Below are 22,784 nucleotides of genomic sequence, written 5' to 3' on the forward strand. Positions count from 1 at the left end.
GCTTACTTTCCCTTCACGGCGTTGACGATCTTCTGCGCGGCGTCGTCGAGGTCGTCGGCGGGCAGCACGTTCAGGCCGGATTCACGAATGATCTTCTTGCCTTCCTCGACATTGGTGCCTTCGAGGCGGACGACGAGAGGCACCTTGAGGCCGACAGCCTTCACCGCGGCGACGACGCCGGCAGCGATGATGTCGCACTTCATGATGCCGCCGAAGATGTTGACGAGGATGCCTTTCACGTTCGGATCGGAGGTGATGATCTTGAACGCTGCGGTCACCTTCTCCTCGGTGGCACCGCCGCCGACGTCGAGGAAGTTGGCCGGGCTTTCGCCGTACAGCTTGATGATGTCCAGCGTCGCCATTGCGAGGCCGGCGCCGTTGACCATGCAGCCGATGGTGCCGTCGAGCGCGATGTAAGCGAGGTCATATTTCGACGCCTCGATTTCCTTGGCGTCTTCTTCCGTGGTGTCGCGCAGCGCGACGATTTCCGGGTGACGATACAGCGCGTTCGAGTCGAACGACATCTTGGCGTCGAGGCACTTCAGCTCGCCCTGCTTGGAGATGATCAGCGGGTTGATCTCCAGCATGTCCATGTCCTTGGCGATGAACGCGGTATAGAGCTGGGTGATCAGCTTTTCGGCCTGCTTGGCGAGATCGCCCTTGAGGCCCAGCGCCTGAGCCACGGTGCGGCCGTGGTGGCCCATCACGCCGGTGGCCGGATCGACCGAGAAGGTCACGATCTTGTCCGGGGTGTTGTGCGCGACTTCCTCGATGTTCATGCCGCCTTCGGTGGAAACCACGAAAGCCACGCGTGAGGTTTCACGGTCGACGAGCAGCGAGAGGTAGAATTCCTTCTCGATGTCCGAGCCGTCTTCCAGGTAGATCCGGTTGACCTGCTTGCCGGCCGGGCCGGTCTGTTCGGTGACGAGCGTCGCGCCGAGCATTTCTTTGACGAACTGCTTGGTCTCGTCGATCGACTTGGCGAGGCGGACGCCGCCTTTGTCGCCGGCCGATGCTTCCTTGAACTTGCCCTTGCCGCGGCCGCCGGCGTGGATCTGGCTCTTCACCACCCACAACGGACCGCCGAGCTGCTTGGCGGCAGCTTCCGCTTCCTCGACCTTGAGGATGGGCACGCCCTTGGAAACGGGCACGCCGAATTCCTTCAGCACGGCCTTCGCCTGATATTCATGGATATTCATAAGTTGCTCCCGAACCCCGGTTGGTGAACTTGGAATTCACGTCGTTTTCTTTGAACTGGCATACCGTATACCAAGCATGCTGCATGTCAAAGCCGACGATAATTCCGCGTGGCGGACGAATTGGCTGAAGGGTTCGTTGCAGTGTTTGCCAACGTCGTCAAATGCAAAACCGGCACCCCTAGGGTGCCGGTGAAGTGAACTTGATCTTAGCCGAGCAGGTCGGGAGCGATCTTCTTGCAGGCGTCCATCAGGCCGACCACCGAGGCGACCGACTTGTCGAAGCCTTCCTTGTCCTTGCCGGCGAGTTCGATCTCGACAATACGCTCGACGCCCTTGGCGCCGATCACGACGGGAACGCCGACATACATGTCCTTGACGCCATATTCACCGTTCAGGTGCACGGCGCAGGGCAGAACGCGCTTCTTGTCCTTGAGATAGCTCTCGGCCATCGCGATGGCCGATGCAGCCGGCGCGTAGAAGGCCGAACCGGTCTTCAGGAGGTTGACGATCTCGGCGCCGCCGTTGCGGGTGCGATCGACGATCTCGTCGATGCGGGCCTGCGAGGTCCAGCCCATCTTCACCAGATCCGGCAGCGGAATGCCGGCAACGGTCGAATACTTGACCAGCGGAACCATGGTGTCGCCGTGGCCGCCGAGCACGAAAGCGGTGACGTCTTCGACCGACACATTGAATTCATCGGCCAGGAAGTAACGAAAGCGCGCCGAGTCCAGCACGCCCGCCATGCCGACCACCTTGTTCGCGGGAAGGCCGCAGGCCTTCTGCAGCGCCCAGACCATCGCGTCGAGCGGGTTGGTAATGCAGATCACGAAGGCGTTCGGGGCGTACTTCTTGATGCCTGCGCCAACCTGCTCCATCACCTTGAGGTTGATCGAGAGCAGATCATCGCGGCTCATGCCCGGCTTGCGCGGCACGCCGGCGGTGACGATGATGACGTCCGAACCTTCGATCGCTTCATAGGAGTTGGCGCCGGTCATCTTCGCGTCAAAGCCGTCAACCGGCGAGGACTGCGCGAGATCCAGCGATTTGCCCTGCGGCACACCTTCCGCAATGTCGAACATCACGACGTCGCCGAGTTCTTTCAGGCCAACGAGGTGAGCGAGCGTTCCGCCGATCTGACCAGAACCAATCAATGCGATTTTGTTACGCGCCATGGGAAATTTATCCTTTAAGCCCGAAGGGGTAGGGAGGGAGCAGGAAATGCTGAGAGGCTGGTTATCCCTTTCGCGGACACCGTTCAAGTCAGGGCCTGCCCATTTGTCGAGCGCTGGCCTGCAATGCAGATTATTATGACCAAACCCGAAATTGGGATCGTTCGCGAAAGTACTGATCCCGCTTTGATATCGATCTGATAGCGCGCGTCAGGTTTCGACCAGTCCGGTGGTGGCGCCAGACGCCGTGGAATCGCTGCGGCCGTGGGGTAGGGCCAGATATGTTTCTGAACCCATCTCGAACAGCCGCGACGCGGTCCGCGCGAATTCCATTGCCTCGAAACCTTCGCTGGCCTGATACAGCGCGTGCGGTTCGCCGGCGGCCGAGGCCATCAGCTTCACGGCATTGTCATAGAGCGTGTCAATCAGCGCGATGAAGCGCTTGGCAGCGTTGCGGTCGCCGTAGTCCATCATCGGAATGTGCTCGATGAACAGCGTGTGATAGTCGTGCGCCAGTTTCAGATAGTCGGACGCGCCGAGCGGCTTCTCGCAGAGGTCGCCGAATGAAAAGCGCGCAACGCCCTGTGCCTCCAGGGGAACATGCAGCGTGCGACCCTTGATCGAAATGTCACGCGACCTGGCCGGCGCGCCGCCGGTGAGTTTCGCCCAGGCTTGGTCTAGCGCTGCCTTCGCAGCATCGTCGTCCGGTACCAGCCAGCTCTTCACGCCAGCGAGTTTTTCCAATCGGTAATCGGTGCGCGAATCCAGTTTACGCACCTCCATGTGATCTTCGATCTGCTTGATGAACGGTAGAAACAGTGCGCGGTTGAGGCCGCCTTTGTAGAGATTGACGGGTTCGACATTGGATGTTGCGAAGACGACGGTGCCGAGTTCGAACAGCCTTGCGAACAGCCGGCCGAGGATCATCGCGTCAGCGATATCGGTGACATGAAATTCGTCGAAGCACAAAAGCCAGGCTTCGTCGAAGATCGAATTCGCCGTCAGCGCGATGACATCACCTTCCGGGATTTCGCCGCTCGCGATTTTCTGGCGGAAATTGTAGATGCGTTCATGGGTGTCGGCCATGAATTCGTGAAAATGTGCGCGTCGCTTGTGCGAGACCGAACTGGCTTCGAAGAACAGGTCCATCAGCATGGTCTTGCCGCGGCCGACCTCGCCGTGGACGTAAAGACCGCGCGGTGGCTGCGCATCCTTATCGCTAAACAGGCGTCCGAAGAAGCCCTGCTTGCGCTGTGGCCTGTAGGTGGACAGCGCGGCGTCGAGCGCGGCAATAGCCTCGACGGCGCCGGCCTGCGCCGGGTCAGCCTCGATGGCGCCGGAGGCTACGAGGGCTTGATATTGTTCGCGGAAGGATTGCGGAGGGCTGGACGACATGGGGCCCTAACGGCCCCATGCGCCCGGAAAATGCAAGATGCGAATTGGTCGAAGCGGATATGCACTCACGCACTGAGCGCGTAGGAATCTTCAACCAGATAGGGGCCGCCACCCGTGGACGCCCGCGACGAGAACAGAACGAAGCGCGAGGCGGTGAAGATCTTCGTCGGGAAGTAGCCGCGCACCGAAAGATAGTCGGCGACGTCGCGATCGCAGGAATCGCGCAGCCGCGCCAGCGTCACATGAGGCGTGAATTTGCGGCCTTCGGGTTCAAGCCCGCAGCGGCGCACGAGGCGTTCGAGTTCGGATTGCAGCTCGATCAATGGACGGCTCGGCTCTACCGCCGCGACAACGGCGCGGGGCTTCTTGCCGCCGAAACTCGACAGGCCGCGGACCGCGACCTCGAAAGGCCTGCGCTCGACACGCGACATCAGATCGGCGATCTCGTTGGCGGAGACGCCATCGATGTCGCCGATGAAGCGCAGCGTGACATGATAATTTTCGGGGTCGATCCAGCGTGCGCCTGGCAGGCCACCACGCAAATTGGCCAATGTCTGGCCTATCTCGGCTGGTATCTCCAGTCCGGCGAACAAACGCGGCATAGTCAGCTCCTCTTTGCCGGGGCGCGATTTTCGCCGAAAGGTGCTGACTACGGTGTGCTTGCGCACGCCCGCACCCCTCGGCGAAAATCATGCCCGAACAAACGAGCCGGTGACGAATCACCGATGTCTTTTTTTACCCGACTTCTGTGACTCTGCGAAGCAGATGCCGCAGTCGGCGCATGAACGTTCCGTGAAAATCGACTGGTTAAGTTTGAGATTGCCCGTTTTTCAACTGCGTTGCCCAGCGATCGTACCGACAAATGCTTCGACGCTGGGCAGGATGTTTTTCACGACGATGTCGACGCCCTCTGCTGTCGGATGCATCGCGTCAGCCTGATTGAATTTGCTGTCGCCGGCGACGCCTTCGAGGAAGAACGGATAGAGCGGCACGCCGAATTGCCTGGCGAGGTCCGGATAGATCGAATTAAACTTTTCCGCATAGTCGGCGCCGTAGTTCGGCGGTGCCACCATGCCGCAGAGAAGCACAGCGATGTTGCGGGCCTTCAGTCGCGTCAGAATCTCGGTGAGCGCCGCCCGTGGGACTTTCGGATCGGTACCGCGGAGCGCATCGTTGGCGCCGAGCTCGACGATCACGCCCTGCGTCCCCTCAGGGATCGACCAGTCGAGCCGCCCGAGGCCGCCCGAGGTGGTGTCTCCGGATACGCCGGCATTGATCATCTCGACCTCTATCCCCTTGTCCTTCAGGGCTTTTTGCAGCCGGACCGGAAATGCGGCCGGGGCCGGCAGCCCGTAACCGGCGCTCAGGGAGTCGCCGAGCACCACCAGCTTGACGGGCTTGGCCGGCGTGGTGGTAGTCGTCTGTGCCGTGGCGGCGGGGATCGGAAGTGCGACCATCAGTCCCGCCGCGACCAGCCACATAAACGTGCGCAACAGCCCCTCGACCGCCGCAAACGAAGTGCCATATGAAGCTCGCATGGATACTTTCATTGAAGCCTCATCATCGGCCGGCATTGCGCCGGACACCATTTCAATCTCGAACATCAACCTCTCGCTCGGCACTGGTGCCGCGCGCGTGCACATCCTCAAGGATATCAGCCTGCGCGTCGGCTCGGGTGAAGCGATCGGGCTGATTGGCCCGTCGGGCTCCGGCAAGTCCACGCTGCTGATGGTGATGGCGGGGCTGGAGCGTCCTGACTCAGGTCAGGTGGTGGTCAATGGCACCTCTTTCAATGATCTCGACGAGGACGGATTGGCGCGGTTTCGCGGCCGCCATGTAGGCATCGTCTTCCAGTCCTTTCACCTGATCCCGACTATGACGGCGCTGGAGAATGTCGCGGTGCCGCTGGAACTGGCCGGTCATCCCGATCCGGCCGGCCGTGCGGCGCGCGAGCTGGAAGCGGTCGGCCTTGGCGCCCGTCTGCATCACTATCCGACCCAGCTTTCTGGTGGCGAACAGCAGCGCGTCGCGCTTGCGCGCGCATTGGCACCGGATCCTGCGATCCTGGTCGCCGACGAGCCGACCGGCAATCTCGATGAATCCACCGGCGGCCAAATCGTCGATCTCCTGTTCGCGCAGCACGCCCAGCGCGGCATGACGCTGGTGCTGGTGACCCACGACAACACGCTGGCGCAGCGATGTGACCGCGTGGTGCGATTACGTTCCGGCCGGATCGATGGGCCCGCCACCGAGCGCAACTGGGTCGAGACGGCCTGATCCGATGACCACCATCACCGATACTGCTCACAATAGCCGCGGCCCGTCGCTGGCGCTGCGTTACGCTTTCCGCGAAATGCGCAGCGGCCTGCGCGGCTTCTATGTTTTCATCGCCTGCATTGCGCTGGGTGTCATGGCTATTGCCGGCGTCGGTTCGGTCGCGGCTAGTCTCGGCGAGGGCGTGGCGCGCGAAGGCCGTACACTGCTCGGCGGCGACGTGGCATTCTCGCTGATGCAGCGCGAGGCCAAGCCGGAAGAACTCGCCTTTCTGCGCTCACGCGGCGTGGTGTCCGTCGCCGCAACGCTGCGCGGCATGGCGCGCGCGCCAGACGGCAATCTCGCTCTGGTCGAGATCAAGGCGGTCGATGGCAGCTATCCCTTGCTCGGCAAGGCGACCCTGGCGCCTGACATGCCGATGAACGATCTGCTCGCCGAACGCGACGGCGCCTATGGCGCCGCAACGGATACGACACTAATGGCGCGGCTCGGCCTCAAGATCGGCGACCGCCTCACGGTCGGTAATGCGACGTTCCAGATACGCAGCGAGATTTCGGCGGAGCCGGACAAGCTCGCCGGCGGCGTCGGTTTCGCGCCGCGCTTCCTCACCAGCGAGGACGCCTTGCGCGCCACCAAGCTTCTGCAGCCCGGCAGCCTGGTGCGTTGGATCTATCGTGTTCGCCTGCCGGACACGGTGTCGGGCGATCGCGCTGCCAAGGCGCTGGCCGACGATGCGCGCGCGCAATTGCCACAAGCGGGCTGGGAAATCCGCTCGCGCGACAATGCGTCGCCTCAACTTGAGCGCACGATCACGCGGTTCACCCAGTTCCTCACTCTGGTCGGCCTCGCATCGCTGCTGGTCGGCGGCGTCGGTGTCGCCAATGCCGTGAAGAGCCATATAGATCGCCGCCGCGACGTCATCGCGTCGTTGAAGGCGCTTGGCGCGACCGGCCGTGACGTGTTCGCGATCTATCTCACCCAGGTGCTGGTGCTGGCGGTTATCGGTTCGCTGATCGGCATCGTAGTCGGCGCATCGCTGCCGTTCGCCATTGTCGGCCTGTTCGGCAAGCTGCTGCCGCTACCGGTGGTGCCGGCCATTCATTTCGGCGATCTGGCATTGTCGCTGCTGTATGGGCTGCTGACGGCGCTCGCTTTCGGGCTGTGGCCGCTGGCGCGCGTGCATGACGTTCCGGTCGCGGCGCTGTTCCGTGATGCGGCTCTGACCGAATCGCACCGGCCGAAGCTGCGCTACATGCTCTGGATGGCACTTGTCGTTGGCGTGCTGATCGCCGTGGTGGTCGGGCTCGCTTACGACAAACGCGTCGCTGCCGTGTTCGTGGTGTCGTCGATGGTGGTGTTCGCCCTGCTGCGCGGTATCGCCGGCGCACTGATGGCTTTTGCACGCAAACTGCCGCGGCCAAGGATGACCATGCTGCGGCTGGCCATCGCCAATATCCACCGGCCGGGCGCGCTGACGTCGTCGGTGGTGATGTCGCTCGGGCTCGGCCTGACGGTGCTGGTGACCGTCACCCAGATCGACGGCAATCTGCGCCGGCAGTTCATGGCAGCGCTGCCGGAGAAGGCGCCGTCGTTCTATTTCATTGATATTCCCTCTACCGAGGCGGACCGCTTCAGCGCGTTTCTCAAGGAGAAGCAGCCGCAATCGACCGTCGAGGATGTGCCGATGTTGCGGGGTCGGATTGTCGCCGCGCGCGGCGTCAAGGCAGAAGACCTCAAGCCGTCATCCGATGCCGAATGGGTACTGCAGAGCGACCGCGGCCTCAGTTACACCAACGAGGTTCCGCGCGGTTCCAAGCTGGTCGAGGGCGAATGGTGGGCACCCGACTATAGCGGGCCGCCGCTGGTGTCGTTCGAGAAGAAGCTGGCCGACGGGCTCGGGCTCAAACTTGGTGACGAGGTCGTGGTCAACGTGCTTGGCCGCGATATCGCCGCCAGGATCGGCAACATGCGGTCCGTCGACTGGCAGAGCCTCGGCATCAATTTCGTGCTGGTGTTCTCGCCCAATGCCTTCCGCGGTGCGCCGCATACCCATATCGCCACGCTGACCGAATCGAAGTCGGATCCGTCCCAGGATGCCGGTCTGGTCAAGGCGGTGGCCGACGCATTCCCGATGATCACCACCGTGCGGGTTCGGGAGGCGCTCGATACCGTAGGATCCGTGGTCACCAACCTCGTGCTGGCGATCCGCGGCACCAGCGCCGTCACGCTGCTGTCGGCGATCCTCGTGCTGGGTGGCGCGCTGGCCGCTGGTCATCGGCATCGCGTTTATGACGCGGTGATCCTCAAGACTCTCGGTGCCACCCGGGCGCGGCTGCTTGGTGCTTACGCGCTCGAATATCTGATGATTGGCCTGGCCACGGCGGTGTTTGGCGTCATGGCCGGTTCGGTGGCGGCGTGGCTGATCGTCACGCGTCTGATGACGCTGAGCTTCGTCTGGCAGGCCGGCAGTGCTGCAGGAGTGGTTCTGGCGGCGCTTATTGTCACAGTCGGGCTAGGTCTGGCGGGTACGCTGGTAGCCTTGAACCAGAAGCCTGCCACCGTGTTGCGGAATTTGTGACCCGTTTTGACACGAAGCGGCCTTTGCGCTGGCTGATTCGTGCCAAAAGACTGAGAAACCGCCAAGCTTGCGTCAGGCTGTAAGTTTACCAGGTTGCCTAATGCAAATCGGAGCGACATTCCGCCACGCGTGGAAGCTTGCAGCGAATGTGTTAGTTTACCACATACCCTATGGGTCAGGCATCGAGCGCAGATGACATCGATTTTTTATGAAATCGAATTTAGTGTCAGGAAGCGCAGATATCTGGGATACAATTCGAACCGGCGACGCGAACCCTTTGCGATCAGCCGGACAACACGAGGTTTCGACCATGTCGGATCTAGACCGTAACTATGTTTCTCCCTTTGGCCGTGCGGCCGCGCGCGATACCGCCGCGGTGGACGCAGGTCTGCGCTCCTACATGCTGCGCATCTACAACTACATGACGATCGGTCTGGCCATCACCGGCTTCGCCGCGCTCGGCGTGTACATGGCAGCCGTGACTGCGGATCCTTCGGGCGCCGCGGCCCGGATTGGCAGCTCCTATCTGACGCCGTTCGGCTACGCGATGTTCGTGAGTCCGCTGAAGTGGGTGTTCATCCTTGCGCCGCTGGTCATGGTGTTTGCCATCTCGTTCGGCATCAACCGGCTAAAGCCGGCCACCGCGCAGTTGCTGTTCTGGGCCTTCGCGGCTCTGATGGGCATCTCGCTGTCGTCGATCTTCCTGGTGTACACGCACACTTCGATCGTACGGGTGTTCTTCATTACCGCGGCCTCGTTCGGTGCGCTGAGCCTCTACGGCTACACCACCAAGCGTGACATGACGGGCATGGGTTCGTTCCTGCTGATGGGCCTGTTCGGCATCATCATCGCGAGCGTCGTGAACATCTTCGTGGCGTCGTCGATGCTGCAGTTCATCGTGTCGGTTGTCGGCGTGTTGATCTTCGCTGGCCTCACCGCCTACGACACCCAGCGCCTGAAGAACGACTACATCTACGGTTACGCCTCGCAGGGCGGCGACATTGCCGAGCGTGCGGCGATCACCGGTGCACTGTCGCTCTACCTGAACTTCATCAACCTGTTCACGCTGCTGCTGCAGCTGCTCGGACAGAGAGAGTAGCTTCAGGACATAGAGAAGATCTTAGCCCCGGCCGAAAGGCCGGGGCTTTTCTTTTGCGAAGGCTTTCTTTTTGGGGTGGGCAAAAATAGTCTCCACGCCATGTCCGATATTGAAATCAGGCCCGCCACGGCGGCAGATCTGCCCGTGATCACTGCGATCTATGAGGAAGCGGTGCAGTTCGGCACGGCCACCTTCGAACTGATCCCGCCCGATCTCGCCGAGATGACTCGGCGCTTCGAGGCGTTGATGAGTGGCGGCTACCCCTATTTGGTGGCAGTGCTGGAGGGTCGGGTCGTAGGCTACGCCTATGCCAGCGCGCACCGCCCGCGGCCGGCCTACCGTTTCACCGTCGAGAATTCGATCTATCTCGATCCGAAAGCACAGCGGCGAGGCGTTGGCGGCAGACTGCTGGCGCGTCTGATCTCAGAATGCGAAAGCCGCGGTTATCGCCAGATGGTGGCTGTTATCGGCGACAGCGCCAATGCCGGTTCCATCGCGGTTCACCGCAATGCCGGTTTCCAGTTGATCGGCGTGCATGCCGATGTCGGCTTCAAGTTCGACCGTTGGCTCGACACCGTTTCGATGCAGCTTGCGCTGGGCGACGGTGCCCGCACGTTGCCCTGACAATCGCGAATCGACCTACACCACCGCCAGTTTGCGATCGATCACCAGGAGCACGCGGTCGAGTTCGTGGCCACGGCGTAGGATCATGCCGCCAGCCGAAATCACGCTGTACATGCCCTGCTTGCGCGCCAGTCGCGGATCTTTCTCAATGCGATAGAGCGGTACTTCCGACGAGCGGCGGAACACCGAGAACACCGCGCGGTCGCGCAAGAAGTCGATGGCGTAGTCTCGCCACTCGCCATCTGAAACCATACGACCGTACAGGTTGAGGATGCGGCTGAGTTCAAGGCGATCGAAGCTGACGACAGGCGCGGCGGAGGCAGAGCCCGTCGCCACGCGATTCTCGGTGGGCTCAGTATCTCCCGGAATCACATTCATGCAGCGCCTCCTGTCATACCCCCGACATGATCGCGCCGACGGCGGCCCTCTGCAAGAGCCGACCCGCGAGCCTGATGGTAGAAATTTGCCGTCACGGGAACGTCAGGTGAATCTTATTGCCGCCAAATTTTGGCCCATCGGGCGCCCTTCTGGATTGCGACAAGAAGATACTGCGTCGGGTCCGGTTCTTCCGGTCTCGGATTCCTCAGCCCCCAGCCCCCCGCGGTCGTTGGGATCGGACCCTACGCAGGAAGTTAATCCCCACTGGGCCAACGCAAGTTGGTCCTTTTCTTTTTAGTGGGAGCTGCTTCCCGGCGCCCTCAGGCAAGTCAATAGGTTTGCCTGAGGGCGTAATGTCGTGGGCAAAGCCCACAGAAGCGCGAACTCGGAATCCTGAAGTAGTAAGAGCACATCCGGATTCCGGGGGCGCCCGCAGCTCTTGCTGCATTCGCCCTCAGACACTCCGGTTGGCGTATCGGGGAATGACGAGATTGTTGATGACGAGCTGAGATAAAAAATTACTGCAGCGACGTATACGCTGCGCCGCGCATCGCGCCCGGCCTCTCACGCGTGCCGTCTTGCACATAGACGACGGCTGCATCGACGCCATCCCGGGAGATGTTCTCCAGTGGCAGTGTCCAGTTGGCGGCATTGCCGGTCCAGTCCCCGACTTTCAGCCAGTTCCGGACGACGTTGTAATAGGTCAGTTGCTTGCCGCGATTCTCGCCGCGACCGACTGTGATCGGTACAGCTTTCGACACCGAGCAGATCCAGACTTCGCCATGCGCCGTATCCGGTGCGCTGGTCGATGCAGCAACGGACACGTTGACGTGTTTGCCGGAGACCGACATCGACACCGGCACGGTCATCACGGCGCCTCTCTTCGTCTCGCTGATCGCGCCATTGATTCGATCCGCGTCGCTGCCGATCACCTGCGTGGCGCCGTTGACGACGACCTGCGGCGTATAGACGTCGCGATCGCCGCGCATCTGCGAATAGGCTTTCTGACGTGCACTGAAACGTGAGTCGGCCAGCGTGTCCTTCCAGCCCAAGTAGTCCCAATAGTCGATCGGCATGCTCAATGCGATCACGGACGGGTCTTTGGCGAGGTCACCGATGATCTTGTCTGCGGGCGGGCAGGAGGAACAACCTTGCGAGGTGAACAGCTCAACTACAGCCCGGGGCTGGGCCATCGCGCTACCGCTCGCTGCAATAGCGGCGCACACGCTAAGCGCGCCAGTCCATTGCGATATGCCACCAAAGGTTTTCATGAGGTTTTGCCACGCTCGAGGTGGGACACATAACAGACCGTGTCGCACATTGGTGTCGCTAACATGTTCATGCCCTCAAACGCGAGAAGGCGGCCCTTCATAGGCCGCCTTCTGTTCACTAGCCACTCACTTCGCAGTGAGGCACTATGTCACACCACGTATGGGCGTCAGGCTGCGAGCTGACGCAGCACGTAATGCAGAATGCCGCCATTACGGTAATATTCGAGCTCGTCGAGCGTATCGATGCGGCAGAGCAGCGTTTCCTTGTGCAGCGAGCCGTCGGCCGACACGATTTCCGCGGTGAGCTGCTGGCGCGGCTTCAGGTCGCCCTGGAGACCACGGATCGTCACCTTCTCATCGCCCTTGAGGCCCAGCTTCTTCCACGACGAGCCGTTCTCGAAGGTCAGCGGCAGAATGCCCATGCCGACAAGGTTGGAGCGATGGATACGCTCGAAGCTCTCGGTGATCACGGCGCGAACGCCGAGCAGGCGCGTACCCTTGGCCGCCCAGTCGCGCGATGAACCGTTGCCGTATTCGGCACCGCCAAACACCACCAGCGGCACCTGCTCGGCCTGATACTTCATGGCGGCGTCGTAGATCGACATCGCCTCGCCGTCGGGCCAGTGCTTGGTCATGCCGCCTTCCGGCACGTTGCCGTCAGCACCCTGCATCATGAAGTTCTTGATGCGGATGTTGGCGAAGGTGCCGCGCATCATGACTTCGTGGTTGCCACGGCGCGTACCGTACTGGTTGAAGTCGGCGGGGCGCACCTGATGCTCCGACAGATACTTGCCTGCGGGCGAAGTCAGCTTGATCGAACCGGCCGGCGAGATGTGGTCGGTGGTGATCTTGTCGCCGAACAGCGCGAGAATTCGCGCGTCGACGACGTCGACGATCGGCTCTGGCTGCTGCTTCATACCTTCGAAGTAGGGCGGGTTCTGCACATAGGTCGAGCCCATGTTCCACTTGTAAGTCTCGCTCTCGACCGTCTTGATCTTGCGCCAATTGGTGTCGCCCTTGAACACATCGGCATACTTCTTCTTGAAGATCGTCGAGGTGACGTATTTCTTGATGAAGGCGTTCACTTCCTTGCTGGTCGGCCAGATGTCCTTCAGGAACACCGGCTTGCCATCCTTGCCTTCACCGATTGGCTCGACCGCGAGGTTCTTGGTGACGGTGCCCGCGAGCGCATGGACGACGACCAGCGGTGGCGAGGCGAGATAGTTCGCCTGCACGTCCGGGGAGACGCGGCCTTCGAAGTTGCGGTTACCTGACAGCACGGCGGCGCCGATGATGCCGTTGTCGTTGATCGACTTCGAAATCTCGGGCGGCAGCGGGCCGGAATTGCCGATACAGGTGGTGCAGCCGAATCCGACCAGGTTGAAGCCGACCTTGTCGAGGTCGAGCTGCAGGCCTGAATTTGCGAGATACTCGGCGACGACCTGGGAGCCGGGGGCCAGTGAGGTCTTCACCCACGGCTTGGCCTTGAGGCCTTTGGCGACCGCGTTGCGCGCCAGCAGGCCAGCGGCGATCAGCACCGAGGGATTTGAAGTGTTGGTGCAGGACGTGATGGCGGCGATCACCACGTCGCCATGGCCGAGATCGAAGTTCCTGCCTTCCACCGGGAAGCGCTGGTCGTGATTGTCGGGCTTCTTGTATTCACTGGTCAGTGCGGCGCTGAAGCCTTCCGCGATGGCCGGCAGTGCGACACGCCCTTCCGGACGCTTCGGCCCGGCCATCGACGGCACGACATCGCCGAGATCAAGCTTCAGCGTTTCGGTGAACACCGGATCGGGCGACTTGGCGGTGCGATACAGGCCCTGCGCCTTGGCATAGGCGGCAACGAGTGCCACGCGCGGTGCCTTGCGGCCAGTGGTCTTGAGGAAGTCGATAGTCTCGGAATCGACCGGGAAGAAGCCGCAAGTGGCGCCGTACTCCGGCGCCATGTTGCCGATTGTGGCTTTGTCGGCGACCGACAGATAGTCGAGGCCGGGGCCGTAGAATTCCACGAACTTGCCGACCACGCCCTGCTTGCGCAGCATCTGGGTCACGGTGAGCACGAGATCGGTCGCGGTGACGCCTTCCTTGAGTGCGCCCGAGAGCTTGAAGCCGACCACGTCGGGCAGCAGCATTGACTGCGGCTGGCCGAGCATCGCGGCTTCCGCCTCGATGCCGCCGACGCCCCAGCCGAGTACAGCGAGACCGTTGACCATCGTAGTGTGCGAATCGGTGCCGACCAGCGTGTCGGGATAGGCGATTTCGAAAGTGCCGGTCTTACGGCCGACGGTCATCTTCTGCTTCTTGGTCCAGACGGTCTGGGCCAGATATTCGAGATTGACCTGGTGGCAGATGCCGGTGCCGGGCGGCACGACGGAGAAGTTCGAGAACGCGCTCTGGCCCCACTTCAGGAACTCGTAGCGTTCCTTGTTCTGCTTGTACTCTTCGGCGACGTTCTTGCCGAACGCCTTGTTGTCACCGAAGAAGTTCACGATCACCGAGTGGTCGATGACCAGATCGACCGGGACCAGCGGGTTGATCTTCTTGGGATCGCCCTTCAGCGCCTGCATCGCGTTACGCATCGCGGCGAGATCGACCACCGCGGGAACGCCGGTGAAGTCCTGCATCAGCACGCGCGCCGGGCGGAATGAGATCTCATGCTCAAGCTTGCGTTTCTTCAGCCATTTCGAGAAGGCGACGATGTCTTCCTTCTTAACGCTGCGGCCGTCCTCATTGCGCAACAGATTCTCAAGCAAGACCTTCATCGAATACGGCAGCTTCGAAATGCCCGTCAGACCGTTTTTCTCGGCGAGCGGCAGGCTGTAGTACACGTAGGTCTTGGCGCCCACCTTGAGGGTCTTCTGGCATTTGAAGCTGTCGAGCGAGGTCATGGTGAGGTGTCCCAGTTCAGTTGACCGATACCCGGATAAAGGTATCAAAACACCGTCGACGAGAAGTCCGAATGGCTTGCAGACGTCGATTGTGTGCTGCATCAAGTTCCGCCTTATAGAATCTTTCTAGAAGCGCTGCCACACCGACAATCGTTTGCAGCCTTGCGAAATAGTGCAACAACGCCGCGACGATCTCTGAGCCAAATCAGATGGTCATGGAAGGGTTAGGATGCGGCTCTCGGGGCGCAATTTGAGATGCCTGCGGGGTGGCCGAGAAGTCTTCGCCGGGCTGGATTTCGATGCTGCGGCAGGCGAGGTCGTGGCAATCGTTGGTCCTAACGGAGCGGGCAAAACCTCATTGCTGCGGCTGATCGCCGACCTGCTGACGCCGGCTGAAGGCACCATCACCCTTGAGGGTGGTGACAGCGAAATGACGGTCGCCGAACAGGCCCATTACCTGGGTCACCGCGATGCCATGAAGCCGGCTTTGACGGTGACGGAAAACCTGACCTTTTGGGCGGAATTTCTAGGTGGCGCGCCGGCTGATCCAGCCGCGTGCATTGCTGCAGTGGGCCTCTCCCATGCCGCAGCACTGCCCGCGGGCTTCCTCTCGGCAGGCCAGCGGCGCCGACTGTCGATTGCGCGATTGCTGACCGTCCGCCGTCCGATCTGGCTGCTCGACGAGCCGACCGCGGCGCTCGATCTCGCCAGCCAGCGGGTGTTCGCGGGGCTGATGACGGAGCATCTCGCAACCGGCGGTCTGATCGTCGCTGCGACCCACGGTCCGCTCGGTATTCCCGCACGGGAACTGCGCATCGGGGGCGAGACGTGAGTGTCCTTGGCGCGTTGATTCGACGCGACATTCGTATCGCTGTTCGGGTTGGCGGCGGAGCACTGATCGGCGTGCTGTTCTTTCTGACGGTTGTCGTGCTGATGCCCTTCGCGCTGGGACCGGATCTGGCGCTGCTGGCACGGCTCGGGCCTGCGATCTTGTGGCTCGGGGCGCTGCTGGCGAGCTTGCTGACGCTGGACAGGTTGTTCACCGCCGATCACGACGACGGCTCGCTGGATCTCATCCTGATGAGCCGGACGCCGCTGGAACTGGTCTGCGCCGCCAAGGCGCTCGCGCACTGGCTGGCCGCAGGCGTGCCGCTGATCGTCGCCACACCGGTGTTGGGGCTGCTGCTCAATCTCGATGGTCCGGCGACACTGGCAGTGGCGCTGACGCTGCTGGCGGGCACGCCGGCGCTGACCTTCACGGGCATGATCGGTGCTGCCCTGGCGGTCACGCTGCAGCGCGGCGGGCTGTTGCTGGCGGTGTTGGTCCTGCCGCTCTCGATTCCGGTGCTGATCTTTGGCGTCGCGGCCTCCAATGTGGCCATCGCCGGGCAGTTGTCATTCTCGACGCCGTTCTCGATCCTCTGCGCGTTGTCACTGGCGAGCCTTGTGATCGGACCATTCGCGGCGGCGGCGAGCCTGCGGCATGGATTGGATTGAGGCGGTTGGATTGATCACGACGGGCTGAGACAATGGATTGACCTGGGTCAACTCGTCGCGAGCTGTGTTGAACGAGAATAAGTTGCATTGATCGCGGACAAAGCCGCGACTATTGGAAATGCCATGACGCTGACCGAACTCGCCAATCCGACCCGGTTTCTGTCGCTCGCCACCCGCATCCTGCCGTGGCTGGCGATGCTGACGGTCGTTCTGCTCGCGATTGGCCTGTATCAGTCGGCCATGGCTCCTGACGACTATCAGCAGGGCGCTACCGTCAAGATCATGTTCATCCATGTGCCGAATGCCTGGCTGTCGATGTTCGTCTGGGGTGTCATGAGCGTGGCCTCGCTGGGCACGCTGGTGTGGCGGCATCCGCTTGCGGACGTCGCCGCCAAGTCGGCAGCGCCGATCGGCGCGGCCTTCACCTTTCTCGCATTGGTCACGGGATCGCTGTGGGGCAGGCCGATGTGGGGTACCTATTGGGAATGGGATGCGCGGCTCACCTCGGTGCTCATTCTGTTTCTGATGTATCTCGGCCTGATCGCGCTGTGGCGTGCTGTTGAAGACCCGTCGCGCGCAGCGCGCGCAGCCGCAGTACTGACGCTGGTCGGCGCGATTAATATTCCGATCATCAAGTTCTCGGTGGACTGGTGGAATACGCTGCATCAGCCGGCGTCGGTGATGAAGATGGGCGGTTCGTCGCTCGACAAGTCGTTCCTGGTTCCGCTGCTGGTGATGGCCGTGGCGTTTTCATTGCTCTTCATTACGTTGCATCTCGCCGCAATGCGTAACGAGATCCTCCGTCGTCGCTTGCGCGCGCTGCAGATGCTGCAGGCCTCGAAGCCGGTGGCGCTCCCGTGATGGCGCTTGGTCCCTACGCATCCTTCATCGTGACGTCCTACGCACTGGTTGCAGTGGTGGTACTCATCCTGATTGTCTGGATCACCATCGATCATCGCCGCGTTCGTGCGCGGCTGCATGAGCTTGAATCCTCTGGCGTGGCGCGTCGTTCCGGCCGTGGAGCTACGGATCTCACATGACCACGCAAGTCGCCCCGAAGCGCCGCTGGGTGCTGGCACTGCCTCTGCTGATCTTTGCCGCACTGGCGGCGCTGTTCTGGTTTCGGCTCGGTGCCGATCCCGCGAAACTCCCCTCGGCATTGATCGGCCGCGCTGCGCCGCAGACGGCATTGCCGGCAGTGGAGGGCCTCACCGATAGTGGCGTGCCAGTGCCGGGTCTCGATCCCGCAGCCTTCAAGGGCAAGGTCAGTCTCGTCAATGTCTGGGCGTCGTGGTGCGTGCCGTGTCATGAGGAAGCGCCGCTGCTGACAGAACTCGGCAAGGACAAACGGCTGCAACTGGTCGGCATCAACTACAAGGATGCGCCTGACAACGCGCGCCGTTTTCTCGGTCGTTACGGCAATCCGTTCGGCATGGTTGGCGTCGACGGCAACGGCCGCGCCGCGATCGAGTGGGGCGTCTATGGCGTGCCCGAAACCTTCATCGTCGGCCGCGACGGCCGCATCGCCTACAAGATGGTCGGCGGTATCACGCAGGAGAACTATGAGCGCGTGCTGAAAGTCGAGATCGACAAGGCGCTACAGGCCGGGTCCTAAGTACAGTCTTCATCTGAAGAAGCCATCTTAACTACCGAAATAAATTTCAGCTTTTATCTGCGGTTCATTTTCGCGCCATGGCGTCGCCATGAATCCGCAGCTAGCTTGGGTGCGTTACTTAACCGTCCTTGGAGGGACAAATCGATGCGCCATTTCAAATTTGCTACTTTGACCGCTGCCGTTCTCACGCTGGGTCTGCTCGCATCCGCGCCGTCGATGGCGCAGTCGCCACAGCCTGCTGCTCCCGCCGGCAAGATGGCTCCGGCTGCCACATCCAAGATGGCGCCTGCCAGTGAATCGAAGATGGCCCCGGCACCGAAAGCTGAACTACTCGATCTCAACTCGGCGACCGTCGAGGCGCTCGAGGCGTTGCCTGGTATCGGCAAGGCCTATTCGGCGGCGATCGTCAAAGGTCGTCCGTATAAGGGCAAGGACGAACTCGTGCAGAAGAAGATCGTGCCCGAGAAGACCTATGATGGCATCAAGGACAAGGTGATCGCCAAGCAGAAGAGCTGAGTCCTGTCGCTCTACTCTCTACGAAACGCATCGGCGCAACCGCGCCGATGCGTTTTCTTTCTATAGACGGCGAGTATCGTCAGCCGATGACGCTGTCTTTCACCACGTCGCCCAAAGCTGCAAAGTCCGCCTTGCGCGGCGATGTCCGGCGAAAGGCGAGGCCGATGGTGCGGCCGGGCTGCGGATTCTCAAGCCGCAGGAATTTGACGCGCTGGTCGCGCTGTTCGACATCGGCGGCAATTTGCGGGATCAATGTCACGCCATAGCCGCTGGCGACCATCTGCATCACTGTGGAGAGGCTGGACGCAGCGAAGGCCATGCCGTTGCTGCCGAACTGATGGCCGCGCGCTGCGGTGGCGCAGAACGCCAGCGCTTGGTCGCGCAGGCAGTGGCCGTCTTCCAGCAGGATCAGCCGGCTCTGGTCGATCTCCATCGCCTTGATGCGTTTGTCGGCGGGGCGGGGATCGTCTGCCGGCACCGCGAGCAGAAACAGGTCGTCGAACAGCTTGGCCGTGTCGATCTCGGGCTCGCCAAGCGGCAGTGCCAGCATCGCGGCATCGAGTGCGCCTGACTTGATATCGTCGACCAGTTGCCTGGTCTGGGTTTCGCGCAGCTCCAGCCGCAATTCCGGAAACTGCTTCTGCAGCACCGGCAGGATCCGTGGGAGCAGATAGGGCGCAAGTGATGGAATCACGCCGAGTGTCAGCCGCCCGGTCAGCAAGCCGCTGCGATGGCGTGCGAAATCGACCAGATCGCGCGAGGCCGCCAGCACGTCCTCGCCGCGCCGGGCCACTTCACGCCCGACATCGGTCAGCATCACCTCACCGGGCCGGCGCTCCACCACCTGGACGCCCAGTGTCCGTTCGAGATCCCGTATCTGCATCGACAACGCAGGCTGCGTGACGTTGCAGGCCTCGGCGGCACGGCCGAAATGGCCGTGCTTGGCGAGGGCGGCGAGATAGCGGAGCTGACGCAGCGTGATCATGACCCATCAGATAAACTGATCGAGGAGGGAAGACAATTCGACTGGACCTGATCTAAGAATTCTTCCAATCTCTCGTCACGAAATCCGTTTAGGGTGAGCGCCAAGCTCGCCGAGGAATTCGGCAGACAATTGAAATTAGACAGCTTTTGGAAAATTTGAGCGGGTTTTTGAAGGCGATCCGGTGTGTCGGTATTGCCTGGGACGGCTCATATTCCAAATTGCCAGAAGGAGAGACTTATGGACACGACCAATGAGAATAGTGCCGGCAAGTGCCCCGTCGTGCATACGGCGGCTCCCAGGGCCAACCGCGACTGGTGGCCCAACAAGTTGGACCTGTCGATTCTCCACCAGCACTCGTCGCTGTCCGATCCGATGGGCGAGGCGTTCAACTACGCCGAGGAATTCAAGAAGCTCGACTACGAAGCGCTGAAGAATGACCTGCGCAAGCTGATGACCGACTCGCAGGACTGGTGGCCGGCCGATTTCGGTCATTACGGCCCGCAATTCGTCCGCATGTCCTGGCATGCTGCCGGCACCTACCGTCTGAGCGATGGTCGCGGCGGCGGCGGTCGCGGTCAGCAGCGTTTCGCTCCGCTCAACTCCTGGCCGGACAACGTCAACATCGACAAGTCGCGCCGTCTGCTGTGGCCGATCAAGCAGAAATACGGCAACAAGATTTCGTGGGCCGACCTGCTGATCCTCACCGGCAACGTGGCGCTGGAAACTATGGGTTTTCGCACCTTTGGGTTCGGCGGCGGCCGTGCCGACGTCTGGGAACCCGATCAGGACGTGAACTGGGGTCCCGAATCCACGTGGTTGTCCCACAGGACGCTCGACAAGTTCGAAGCTCCGCTCAGTGCCACCGAGATGGGCCTCATCTACGTCAATCCGGAAGGTCCCGGTGCCAACGGCGACCCGGTATCTGCCGCCGCCTTCATCCGCGAGACCTTCAAGCGCATGGCGATGAACGACGAGGAAACCGTTGCGCTGATCGGCGGCGGTCACACCTTCGGCAAAACCCACGGCGCCGCGCCTGAATCCCACAAGGGTCCGGAACCCGAGGCTGCGGGACTTGAAGCGCAGGGCCTGGGCTGGAAGAGCAACTACGGCACTGGATCCGGTGCAGACGCCGTTGGCAGCGGCATTGAGGTCACCTGGACGCAGACGCCGGCGCAGTGGAGCAACCACTTCTTCGAGAACCTGTTCAAATATGAATGGGTGCAGACCCGCAGCCCAGGTGGGGCCATCCAGTGGGAGGCGAAGGACGCCGAGGAAGTGATCCCCGACGCGCACGATCCATCGAAGAAGCACAAGCCGACCATGCTGACGACGGATCTATCTCTGCGTCTGGACCCGGCCTACGAGAAAATTTCTCGCCGCTTCCTTCAGAATCCGCAGGCCTTCGCCGAAGCTTTCGCCCGCGCCTGGTTCAAGCTGACCCATCGCGATATGGGACCGCGCGTTCGTTATCTCGGTCCGGAAGTGCCCAAGGAAGAGTTGATCTGGCAGGATCCGACTCCTGCGGTTGACTATCCGTTGATCGACGACACCGACGTCTCTGCGCTCAAGGCCAAGTTGCTGGCCTCGGGTCTGACTGTGTCCGAATTAGTCAGCACGGCCTGGGCTTCGGCTTCCACCTTCCGTGGCGGCGACAAACGTGGCGGTGCCAACGGCGCGCGCATCCGGCTGGCCCCCCAGAAGGACTGGGAGGTCAACCAGCCGGCACAGCTGGCCAAGGTGTTGCAGGCGCTCGATGCAATCCGGAAGGAGTTCAACGCGACGCAATCTGGTGACAAGCAGGTTTCGCTTGCCGACCTGATCGTCCTCGGCGGTAGCGCGGCGGTCGAGAAAGCCGCGAAGGATGCTGGCGTGGATGTGACTGTTCCGTTCTCGCCGGGACGCGCCGACGCCTCGCAGGCGCAAACCGATGCTGAATCCTTCGAGGTGATGGAGCCGGTCGCGGACGGCTTCCGTAACTACCTCAAGGGCACGTCTGCCGTACCGGCCGAAGTATCCTTGGTGGATCGCGCACAACTGCTGACGCTGACTGCTCCGGAAATGACGGTTCTCGTCGGCGGTCTGCGAGTACTTGGTGCGAATTCCGGGCAGTCCGTGCGTGGTGTCTTCACCAAGACACCGGAGACGTTGACCAACGACTTCTTCGTCAACCTGCTCGACATGAGCACGGAATGGAAGGCGATCGACGGCTCGAACAACGTGTACGAGGGACGTGATCGCAAGACCGGCGAGGTCAAGTGGACCGGTACACGCGCCGATCTGGTCTTCGGTTCACACTCGCAGCTGCGTGCCTTCGCGGAGGTGTATGCAAGCGCCGACGCCAAGCAGAAGTTGGTGAAGGACTTCGTCAAGGCATGGACGAAGGTGATGAATGCAGATCGCTTCGATCTCGTCGAGAAGGCGACGCTGCAGGCGGCTGAGTAACCTCGGCCCGCCATCGTGAATATGAAAGCCCCTGCGATTATGTCGCAGGGGCTTTTTCTTGTCGCGTCGCGACACACTCGGGCGAGCTGGTGGACGTTGTCGTTAACGCTCCATCATTGCGTCGCCGGATACTGGATCCCCTCTTTTGTGGGGATGAGAGTTTCAGACAGTCTGAGTGCTCTGCGTCTTGCAGCTTTCTCCGAATCCCCGCACAAATGGCGAAATGTTTCTCCGGAGGATCTCCAGATGATGAAACTCTACTGGTCGCCGCGCTCGCGCTCATTCACGGCGCTTTGGTTGATGGAGGAAACCGGCGTCGCCTATGAGCGCGTGTTGACGGATATCTCCACCGGTGCGCAGCGCACGCTGGAATTTCTTGCCGTCAATCCGATGGGGAAGGTTCCGGCTCTGCAGGACGGCGATGCCACCATGGCCGAGGCTGCGGCGATTTGCGCTTACGTGGCCGAGCGCTATCCCGAAGCGAAGTTGGCGCCCCCGCTGGGCGACTCGCATCGCGCGAAATATCTCTATTGGCTGTTCTTCGCGCCGGGCTGCATCGAGCCGGCGATCGCACAGATAGCGACCAAGATGGAGCTGAACCCTGTCGCTGCTGGTTGGGGCGATGCGCAACGCGTGTTCGACGTGCTGGAAGCTGCGCTGGAAGAAGGTCCGTGGATTCTCGGCGCACAATTCTCTGCCGCCGATATCGCCATCGGTTCAGGGCTGAACTTTGCCGTGCGTAATTTCAAGATGGTGCCGTCGCGCCCGGCTTTCGAGCGTTACCTGGATCGTTGTTCTGCGCGTCCGGCATTCCAGCGCGCGATGGAATTCGCGTCGGGAGAGAAGACGTAAGG

General features: G+C 61.6%; 21 protein-coding genes. 12 read left to right on the plus strand and 9 right to left on the minus strand.

What is annotated here, in order from left to right:
* Window positions 1-2 precede the first annotated feature (2 nt).
* The 5 genes from sucC to CIW50_RS02600 all read right to left on the minus strand — a co-directional run bounded on the left by sucC (window position 3) and on the right by CIW50_RS02600 (window position 5,301).
* The gene (gene sucC, locus CIW50_RS02580) at window positions 3-1,199 is read right to left on the minus strand and encodes an ADP-forming succinate--CoA ligase subunit beta (RefSeq protein ID WP_149529701.1); all 1,197 of its coding nucleotides are present in this window, start codon (window positions 1,197-1,199) and stop codon (window positions 3-5) included.
* Window positions 1,200-1,405: 206 nt separating this feature from the next.
* Window positions 1,406-2,371: a malate dehydrogenase gene (gene mdh, locus CIW50_RS02585; protein ID WP_149529702.1), complete on the minus strand. Its 966-nt coding sequence runs from the start codon at window positions 2,369-2,371 to the stop codon at window positions 1,406-1,408.
* Window positions 2,372-2,578: 207 nt separating this feature from the next.
* A complete protein-coding gene (gene zapE / locus CIW50_RS02590; RefSeq protein WP_149529703.1) occupies window positions 2,579-3,763 on the minus strand; it encodes a cell division protein ZapE in 1,185 nt (394 codons plus the stop codon).
* 65 nt (window positions 3,764-3,828) lie between these two features.
* Entirely contained in the window at window positions 3,829-4,365 is a 537-nt protein-coding gene (gene thpR, locus CIW50_RS02595; RefSeq protein ID WP_068730092.1) for an RNA 2',3'-cyclic phosphodiesterase, read from the minus strand.
* A 228-nt stretch (window positions 4,366-4,593) separates the two neighbouring features.
* The gene (locus tag CIW50_RS02600; RefSeq protein ID WP_149529704.1) at window positions 4,594-5,301 is read right to left on the minus strand and encodes an arylesterase; all 708 of its coding nucleotides are present in this window, start codon (window positions 5,299-5,301) and stop codon (window positions 4,594-4,596) included.
* On the opposite strand from CIW50_RS02600, the gene CIW50_RS02605 reads away from it, so the two are divergent.
* From CIW50_RS02605 to CIW50_RS02620, 4 genes are all read left to right on the plus strand, one after another.
* The gene (locus CIW50_RS02605) at window positions 5,300-6,040 is read left to right on the plus strand and encodes an ABC transporter ATP-binding protein (protein WP_149529705.1); all 741 of its coding nucleotides are present in this window, start codon (window positions 5,300-5,302) and stop codon (window positions 6,038-6,040) included. The genes CIW50_RS02600 and CIW50_RS02605 overlap by 2 nt on opposite strands.
* Window positions 6,041-6,044: 4 nt before the next feature.
* Window positions 6,045-8,615 carry an ABC transporter permease gene (locus CIW50_RS02610; protein WP_149529706.1) on the plus strand — a complete coding sequence of 857 codons (2,571 nt, stop codon included), beginning with the start codon at window positions 6,045-6,047 and terminating at the stop codon, window positions 8,613-8,615.
* 310 nt (window positions 8,616-8,925) lie between these two features.
* Window positions 8,926-9,714 (plus strand): Bax inhibitor-1/YccA family protein, encoded by a 789-nt coding sequence (locus CIW50_RS02615; protein WP_149529707.1) that lies wholly within the window; start codon window positions 8,926-8,928, stop codon window positions 9,712-9,714.
* A 99-nt stretch (window positions 9,715-9,813) separates the two neighbouring features.
* A complete protein-coding gene (locus CIW50_RS02620; protein ID WP_149529708.1) occupies window positions 9,814-10,338 on the plus strand; it encodes a GNAT family N-acetyltransferase in 525 nt (174 codons plus the stop codon).
* 15 nt (window positions 10,339-10,353) lie between these two features.
* Here CIW50_RS02620 and CIW50_RS02625 read toward each other — a convergent pair whose 3' ends face one another.
* From CIW50_RS02625 to acnA, 3 genes are all read right to left on the minus strand, one after another.
* Window positions 10,354-10,716, minus strand: coding sequence for a DUF2794 domain-containing protein (locus CIW50_RS02625; protein WP_149529709.1), 363 nt, complete (start codon window positions 10,714-10,716; stop codon window positions 10,354-10,356).
* A gap of 518 nt (window positions 10,717-11,234) precedes the next feature.
* Entirely contained in the window at window positions 11,235-11,987 is a 753-nt protein-coding gene (locus CIW50_RS02630) for a DUF1223 domain-containing protein (protein ID WP_149529710.1), read from the minus strand.
* A 167-nt stretch (window positions 11,988-12,154) separates the two neighbouring features.
* A complete protein-coding gene (gene acnA / locus CIW50_RS02635) occupies window positions 12,155-14,875 on the minus strand; it encodes an aconitate hydratase AcnA (protein ID WP_149529711.1) in 2,721 nt (906 codons plus the stop codon).
* A 229-nt stretch (window positions 14,876-15,104) separates the two neighbouring features.
* Between acnA and ccmA the strand changes: the two genes are divergently transcribed.
* The 6 genes from ccmA to CIW50_RS02665 all read left to right on the plus strand — a co-directional run bounded on the left by ccmA (window position 15,105) and on the right by CIW50_RS02665 (window position 18,503).
* A complete protein-coding gene (gene ccmA, locus CIW50_RS02640; protein WP_149529712.1) occupies window positions 15,105-15,707 on the plus strand; it encodes a heme ABC exporter ATP-binding protein CcmA in 603 nt (200 codons plus the stop codon).
* Entirely contained in the window at window positions 15,704-16,372 is a 669-nt protein-coding gene (gene ccmB / locus CIW50_RS02645) for a heme exporter protein CcmB (RefSeq protein WP_149529713.1), read from the plus strand. The genes ccmA and ccmB overlap by 4 nt, the downstream gene beginning before the upstream one ends.
* Window positions 16,373-16,495: 123 nt before the next feature.
* Window positions 16,496-17,233, plus strand: coding sequence for a heme ABC transporter permease (locus tag CIW50_RS02650; RefSeq protein ID WP_149529714.1), 738 nt, complete (start codon window positions 16,496-16,498; stop codon window positions 17,231-17,233).
* Entirely contained in the window at window positions 17,233-17,412 is a 180-nt protein-coding gene (gene ccmD, locus CIW50_RS02655) for a heme exporter protein CcmD (RefSeq protein ID WP_149529715.1), read from the plus strand. Before CIW50_RS02650 ends, ccmD begins: the two co-directional genes overlap by 1 nt.
* The gene (locus tag CIW50_RS02660; protein ID WP_149529716.1) at window positions 17,409-17,987 is read left to right on the plus strand and encodes a DsbE family thiol:disulfide interchange protein; all 579 of its coding nucleotides are present in this window, start codon (window positions 17,409-17,411) and stop codon (window positions 17,985-17,987) included. The genes ccmD and CIW50_RS02660 overlap by 4 nt, the downstream gene beginning before the upstream one ends.
* Window positions 17,988-18,131: 144 nt before the next feature.
* Window positions 18,132-18,503 (plus strand): ComEA family DNA-binding protein, encoded by a 372-nt coding sequence (locus CIW50_RS02665; RefSeq protein WP_149529717.1) that lies wholly within the window; start codon window positions 18,132-18,134, stop codon window positions 18,501-18,503.
* Window positions 18,504-18,582: 79 nt separating this feature from the next.
* On the opposite strand, the gene CIW50_RS02670 is transcribed toward CIW50_RS02665, so the two are convergent.
* Window positions 18,583-19,488, minus strand: coding sequence for a LysR substrate-binding domain-containing protein (locus tag CIW50_RS02670; protein ID WP_149529718.1), 906 nt, complete (start codon window positions 19,486-19,488; stop codon window positions 18,583-18,585).
* 237 nt (window positions 19,489-19,725) lie between these two features.
* Here CIW50_RS02670 and katG point away from each other — a divergent pair, with 237 nt between their 5' ends.
* Both katG and CIW50_RS02680 read left to right on the plus strand, forming a co-directional pair.
* Window positions 19,726-21,930, plus strand: coding sequence for a catalase/peroxidase HPI (gene katG, locus CIW50_RS02675; protein ID WP_149529719.1), 2,205 nt, complete (start codon window positions 19,726-19,728; stop codon window positions 21,928-21,930).
* Between the two features lie 246 nt (window positions 21,931-22,176).
* Window positions 22,177-22,782 carry a glutathione S-transferase family protein gene (locus CIW50_RS02680; RefSeq protein WP_149529720.1) on the plus strand — a complete coding sequence of 202 codons (606 nt, stop codon included), beginning with the start codon at window positions 22,177-22,179 and terminating at the stop codon, window positions 22,780-22,782.
* The last annotated feature ends 2 nt before the right edge of the window (window positions 22,783-22,784 follow it).

The sequence above is a fragment of the Tardiphaga sp. P9-11 genome (assembly GCF_008329525.1).
GTDB lineage: Bacteria > Pseudomonadota > Alphaproteobacteria > Rhizobiales > Xanthobacteraceae > Tardiphaga.